General features: G+C 58.1%; 4 protein-coding genes and 1 pseudogene. 2 read left to right on the plus strand and 3 right to left on the minus strand.

Features of this window, described 5'->3' with window-relative positions; all coding sequences use genetic code 11:
- From IQ273_RS29400 to IQ273_RS29410, 3 genes and pseudogenes are all read right to left on the minus strand, one after another.
- Positions 1-190, minus strand: a pseudogene (locus IQ273_RS29400) (hypothetical protein); the annotation flags it as partial.
- A 93-nt stretch (positions 191-283) separates the two neighbouring features.
- A complete protein-coding gene (gene mobF / locus IQ273_RS29405) occupies positions 284-2,968 on the minus strand; it encodes a MobF family relaxase (protein WP_194026658.1) in 2,685 nt (894 codons plus the stop codon).
- A gap of 10 nt (positions 2,969-2,978) precedes the next feature.
- The gene (locus IQ273_RS29410; protein WP_194026659.1) at positions 2,979-3,296 is read right to left on the minus strand and encodes a hypothetical protein; all 318 of its coding nucleotides are present in this window, start codon (positions 3,294-3,296) and stop codon (positions 2,979-2,981) included.
- A gap of 604 nt (positions 3,297-3,900) precedes the next feature.
- On the opposite strand from IQ273_RS29410, the gene IQ273_RS29415 reads away from it, so the two are divergent.
- Both IQ273_RS29415 and IQ273_RS29420 read left to right on the plus strand, forming a co-directional pair.
- Positions 3,901-5,034, plus strand: coding sequence for a ParM/StbA family protein (locus tag IQ273_RS29415; protein WP_194026660.1), 1,134 nt, complete (start codon positions 3,901-3,903; stop codon positions 5,032-5,034).
- A 44-nt stretch (positions 5,035-5,078) separates the two neighbouring features.
- Entirely contained in the window at positions 5,079-5,573 is a 495-nt protein-coding gene (locus IQ273_RS29420; protein ID WP_194026661.1) for a hypothetical protein, read from the plus strand.
- The last annotated feature ends 98 nt before the right edge of the window (positions 5,574-5,671 follow it).

Genomic DNA, 5,671 nt, shown 5'->3' on the forward strand with positions numbered 1-5,671 from the left:
TCTCCAACCAGTCCGCAGTCCTCCCATCCCCCTGCTGTCGCAACTGGGCCGCCACCGCCCCTATCATCTGTAGCAACCTCTCATCCACCAGGTCGCCGTGCTGCTTTAACACCGTTCCCTCATGCCCCTCCGGACAGGCCAGCAATGCCTGAATCAACTCCAGATACGCCTGCACCCGCTGCTCATCCATATTGATTTCTCAAAGGCTGCCAGTGCCTTCTACACCATGCTTTCAGATTATTCCCAATTCCCCTCAGTGTCGGTGCCTTCCAAATATCTTCTGCTAGCGTTCCAGCCCTTCTTTCACACCACCCCTGCAAAGGGTGGAAGTCAGGTTTAGATGCGGATCAGCCCTTCCCACCGGAGCCCCCACATCCACCAGCGACCTTCCATCAGCAGGCTGGGGATACTCAATGCCCAAACCGGTCACTTCCCCAGGGTTTTCCTTCGCCCTAGACCGCTCCACTCGCTTAATCAGCTGATCCAAATCCTCCGAAACATATAGCCGCAGCTCCCGCTTCACCCGGCTCACCGCCACATAAAAGCTCTCCCGCGCCACATAGCGATCCAACGCCCCAATCACCCACTCCGCCGACTTGCCCTGGGCTGCATAGGTAGTGCTGACCAGCGCATAGTCCAGATGCGCCAGCTCCGAACTCTCGAAGCATCCCGACTCCCCTCGCCCCCAGCGAATCATCACCTGCCTCTCCTCCAAGCCCACCACCTCAAACTCCTGGCCATTGCGCCGCCCCAGGGTATGGTCATTGCGCGTCCACCGCAGGCGATCGCCCACTGCAATCTCCATTTCCTCCACCTCATAGACCGACTTCCGCCGGATCTGGGCTGGATCCACCTGTAACGCCGCCCCGGATGGCCCCCGCAGCGTCAGCCCATTGCTGGGGCTACCCGTCGCCAGCACCTCGTAGTGCTGCCCTTTTTCTAATCCCAGCCGCTTGTAGCTGGCCTGGGGAATCAGCACATTCCCCGGCTGGAAATGATGGGCATAGCTCGCCTGGGTCTCTGTCAAATCTCTCGCCTTCAGCCGCTTCACCGTTAGGCTCTGGCCCAGGGTTCCTTCTACCTTCAGGCCCTCCCGCACCAGCTGGGTAATCGCCAACCGCTCCTGGTTGGTGCCCGCCAACAGCAGGGTCTTATTTCGCTCATCTGGGGCCAGGGCGAGATAGTCGCGGGCGATCGCCGCCGCCCTCGCCTCCTGACTACTCACCTGCTGAATGTAAGGCTTCAACTGCTGCACCCCCGCCGCAATCTCCCCAGCGGCAATCAGGTCAACCCCCGCCTTGATCTGCTGATTCTTTTGTCGCAAGGACTGGGTGAGGTAGGCCGTCGCCATCCCCGCCTGCTGCAAACTCTTGAACGGGTTCCCCGCCTCCACCGCCGACAGTTGCCGGGTATCTCCCACCAAAATTACCCTAGCCTGCTGCGCCTGGGCTTTGGTCACCAGGGCCAGCGCATCCTTGGCACTCAAGAGCCCCGCTTCGTCTACTACCCAAACCTCGGGCTGAGCCGGGTTCGGTTCCACCGGTTGAGCACACAGCAACGCCGCTACCGTTTCCACCGGCTGAATCTGGGCCGAGTCGCCCAAGGATTTCGCGGCTTCCGCACTGGGGGCAAAGCCACGAACCCGATAGCCCTGGGACTCCGCAATCTGACGAAACTGATTCAGGGCATAGCTTTTCCCGGCCCCGGCCACGCCCTGCCAGGCGATGAAGCGATCGCGGGTAGTGGCCGCCAACATCACGCCCTGCACCTGGCCCTTAGTCAACCCCTGATCGCGCAGATGTTCTTCTACCAGTGCTGGGGCAGCAATACTCCCCACATCTCCCCGACCATCCAACACCGTGCGAATCGTGTCCAGCTCCCGCAGCACCGCCGTCTGGGTGGTCAGCCGCTGGTCGTGAGTATGAATTACCTCCGGATCGGTATCCAAGGTCTGTTGCACGTCATCGAATAGCTGCTGCCCCAAATGGTTCTCCAGGGCAAACCGCTCCACCTGCTCGCGGTTGAACACCGCCTCCCGCTCAGCGCAGTGAGTCAGCCCGGCTTGCGTGGCTCGCTTTGGCTGGCTCTGCCAGTCCATCAGCTGGGGTTGAGGGTGCTCCAGCTTCAACGCCTGGGCCTGCTGCTGCCAGTAGGTGCGCAGCTCTTCCCGAGGGATTTCCTTGCCCTTGGGCGCACGGGTCATCAGGGTGGCCAGCTCTCGCTCCTGGGCCGTCGCATTCTCCTCTACCGCCGCTAAAATCTGCTCTCGCCGTTTGGAGAAGGTCTGGAGGTCGTCAGGTCGATATCCCCTGAGTTCAAATTGACCGTTGGCCCTGGGCTCAATGCCGTAGCCCAGGCGCTGCACCTCCACCGCCAACTCGTTCTGGTAAATCATCCCCAAGAGCTTCTGCTGCTTGAAGAGGATGTCGTTATGGAGCGACTGCCAGCGTCCGTTAGCGAGCTGCGTGGCGTTGATCACCACACAATGAGTGTGCAGCTGCGGATCCTTCTCGCGAGAGGTGTCGTGATGGAACTGGGCGACGATCAGGTTGCCGGTGGCGATCGCCTGCCGTCCCTCTGGCGTCCGTACCCGTGTTTGGGCATAGCGCTCTTCGATGATGGACAGGGTACGAGTAACAGCAGTGCGATGGGCTTGCTCGATCGCTTCATTTCCCCCGACCAGTGCCGCTAGGCTGATGCTCTTGGGCGCACTAAAGGTTAAATCCAACCCGGCCCGATGGCGCTCCGGGTCAATCTTTCGACCCGATAGGGTTTGGTGCCCTTGGGGATGAGAACCATGGAGCAGATTCTTGAAGTCGCCTCCCTGCACCTGGCCCGCTAGCCCCAGGCTCTTGGCCCCCTGGCCCCACCAACCGGAGTGGGCCTGGTTCTCTTCATTGGTGTAGTAGTTCTCGGCGGTGTAGTAGGTCTCGCCCTGGTTGGCGCTGATCACTGTCAGGCTGAGCATGGCTGACCTCCTATCTCTCTACCAAGCCCTGGCGCTTGCGGATTTCCTGAATCAGCGCCTTGCGATTTTCCAGCGCTTGCGGCCCCCGAGCATTGGCCTGCTCTAGGGCAATGGTCTCTAGCAAAATCTGGAGCCCCTGAAACTGCACTTGCAGCAGCTCCATCCGAGCCTTCAAATCATCCACCTGCCGTTCCAGTTCGCGGCGCTGTTGACCATCGCGCATCATCAGGCGAATGATGCTGGCGGCGGGTAGGCCCAGCCGATTGGCCTCTTTCTCGACGATCGCCGCCTCTTCGAGAGGCAGCGAGACGCTAAATCCTTTACCCATGAGCTTTTCCGTGAATTCGTCAGTGATTCGTAAACGACCGGCCATTGGCTCCCATATCTGAAAGCCTTGATATTGCTGGGTTTCAGCAACCCCCTGGCCCAGGGCTGGGCGTGGTGTGTGAAACGCGGAGCTACGAAACGCAGTGGAGTGGCGTAGCCCCCAGGGCAGCCCATCAGTCTTCTGCCGGGCATTTCCTGGGGAGAATACAAGGGGCAATAATCTCTGTTTTAGCTCACAGAAAATGCCGGTTCTGTTCAGCCCAGGGAGCTGCAAAGTTTGTTTTTATTCATCAATCTGTTGATTAGAATCTTCACCCTAAAAAAGGGCAAGTCGTGAATAAGTCGTTATCAAGTCGTGAATGATTCAGTGATTCTGGATTTCTCCCAGACTCTGGCTAGACAAGTCGTTATCAAGTCGTGAATAAGCCGTGAATGAAATTCTTCAGTCATCAAAACGATGATGAATTTTGCTGAAGATAACAATTCAGTCGTTATTAAGTCGTGAATAAAAATGACAACTCAGAATACAGATATCGATCAATAAACTTGGAGGCATTCTTGCAGCTTCAAGCTGTTGATTAAACGCTGTTGTTGGCATTCGAACTATGACCCAAATTATCCAGACCTACATCGACATGGGCAGCTCTGCCACCAAGTGTCTCTACTGGCAGGGCCAGCCCTACCTACTGCACCTCGACCCTCAAGTAGCTCGTTTGAACCCGGCTCGGCTTGATCGGCTGATGTTGGGTGGGCTGACCAGCCAGGAACCGGGGGATAGTGCCTATGTGATGGTGGGCAATAGTGCCTATGCCATTGGGGCGTTGGCGATCGCCCAAAAGGGTGACTCAGGTCTGGCTCTGCCAAAGCGCGATCGCGCCGTCTACAAAATCTTGGCCACCCTCGGCGTCATCGCAGAGAAAACCCTAGCAGCCCAGGACTCCGACAGCTCAGGCTGTGAGTTCACCGCTCAGCTGGGCCTGCTGCTGCCATTGGAAGAATATTGGCAAGACCGCAAGGAGTTGAAGGCTCAGATTCTGGGGGCCATCTCAGACTTCAGCTTTCGGGGCCGGTCTTTGTTTGGGCAGCTAGAGCGTATCGAGATGCAGCCAGAGGGGGCCGGTCTCTACCTGGCCAAGGGGTTGCAGCTGGCCAGGGCTGGGGTAGGGATTCGCGATTCTACCGTCGTCGTCCTGATGTTTGGCCACCGCAATCTCTCTATCCTCACCTTTGAGAAGGGCAGCACGCCCCAGGAAACCAACAGCACTTCCCAGGGGCCGGGGTTTGTGGAATACCTGAAGCAATGTGCCACTGAGCTACCGGGTGTCGCCCCCGATGATCCGGCTCTGCTGGAAGCAATCCTTCAGGGGCACCCCACCTTTCACGTCCCAGGCCGCAAGGAAGCTCTCGACCTGGCTAAGGCCTGTAGCTACGCCCGTGAGTTCTATTTGGATCGGGTGAATCAGTTTCTGGTGCAGTGGCTGCCCTCGGCTGAGGTGGAGGTGATTGTCGGCGGGGGGGCCGCCTACTTCATTCGGCCAGAGCTGGAGCAGTTTTTTGACCAGCGCGGGCTTGCCCAGCAGATCACCTGGGCCGAAGCCCTGCGACAGGAGATGACCGATGTGTTGCGGGGCCAGGATGGCACAGCTGAACCCGACTTGATCACCAGTGTCCGCTGGGCCGATGTCTATGGGTTGTTCAAAACGTTCATGTACAGCGCCAAGCCAAGCCAGGCTCGATAGCGCCAACCTCTCTCTAATCGCAACAAAGATGAGGACTCAGAAGCATGACCCAAACCTCAGAAACAAAGGCTCGAATTCAGTACTCCAGCCGGGATGAGCTGGATGTAGCGGTGATTGGTTACTGCCGAGGAAAGTCTCGCCATGACCTCCATGCCCGTATGCGATCGGCATTGAATGGCTGCTATGGCCCGTTTGCGATGGCAGCGGTTCAGGCTCCCCAGGATGAAATTCGGCGGCAGGCTGTGCGATCGATTCAGCAGTTGACAACTCAGATTCTAGAAATCAAGGAACGGTTTCTGCCGGAGTGGGAAGCCTTCGATGATTCGATAACGCCACCCAAGACAACTCTCCCACTGGTTGGGGCAAACCCACGACATTTACCATTGGCTAATGGCTCCACAGTATCCACCCCAACCGAACCCATCAAAACTCTGCCCGACCCAGGGCCGGTGGATCAGCCGCTGCGCGAGTTCTTGGGCGACGATGCCGCCATCATGGCGGGGCTCAATCCTAGTTCCACCCAAGTTTGTGTCGAGTAAAATAGGGGTAGAGCGCTTAGGAGGCCAACGTGATGGCCAAGCAACGACGGAAGCGTGGAACCGCAGGCGATAAAACGATTTGTCTTCCCATTGCAGAC

This window comes from Nodosilinea sp. LEGE 07298 (genome assembly GCF_015207265.1).
In the GTDB taxonomy this organism is placed as follows: Bacteria; Cyanobacteriota; Cyanobacteriia; order Phormidesmidales; family Phormidesmidaceae; genus Nodosilinea.